Below are 471 nucleotides of genomic sequence, written 5' to 3'. Positions count from 1 at the left end.
CCAGAGCAGGCGCAGCGGCGGTCGCCGGCGGCTTTCCGCGAGGTCTTCATGCATCTGCTCGAGGCTCAGCGGATGCCGCAGGGCGGGGCCGGCCCATTGCACCAGCTCCTTTTCCGTGGCGAACCAGCGTTGCAGGATTGGGAAGTGTCCCAGCTGGAATGGGACGAGTTGCAATTCCGGGACGGAACCCGTGCCGGGTGTGGGCATGCGGAGTGCCTCGCTCAGGTCATCGGGGGGAGCCGGCGTTTAACCGGGGACTTCTTGACGATGGCGGTGTTGGTTTCCGCGTAGCCGTTGATCCTGTCCAGCAGCGTGTCGAGCTGTTCCATCGAACGAACCTGGAGGCGGGCGATGAAGCAGTCGTCACCGGTGACCTTGTCGCACTCGGTGAACTCGGCGATGTCCTGGATCTGTCGCTCGACCTCGTGCAGCCTGCCGGGCAGGGGGCGGATGCGCACGATCGCCTGGAAC

The 471-nt window shown here is 65.4% G+C and carries 1 protein-coding gene and 1 pseudogene; both read right to left on the bottom strand.

The window, feature by feature from the left end; translation table 11 throughout:
• Window positions 1–207, bottom strand: a pseudogene (locus LLU09_RS12510) (hypothetical protein); the annotation flags it as partial.
• Between the two features lie 14 nt (window positions 208–221).
• Window positions 222–471: Lrp/AsnC ligand binding domain-containing protein (locus LLU09_RS12505; RefSeq protein ID WP_228312044.1), on the bottom strand; the 250-nt coding region annotated here is incomplete at its 5' end.

This window comes from Salinicoccus sp. RF5 (genome assembly GCF_020786625.1).
Lineage (GTDB): Bacteria > Bacillota > Bacilli > Staphylococcales > Salinicoccaceae > Salinicoccus.
This window is presented reverse-complemented; position numbering and strand designations above follow the sequence as displayed.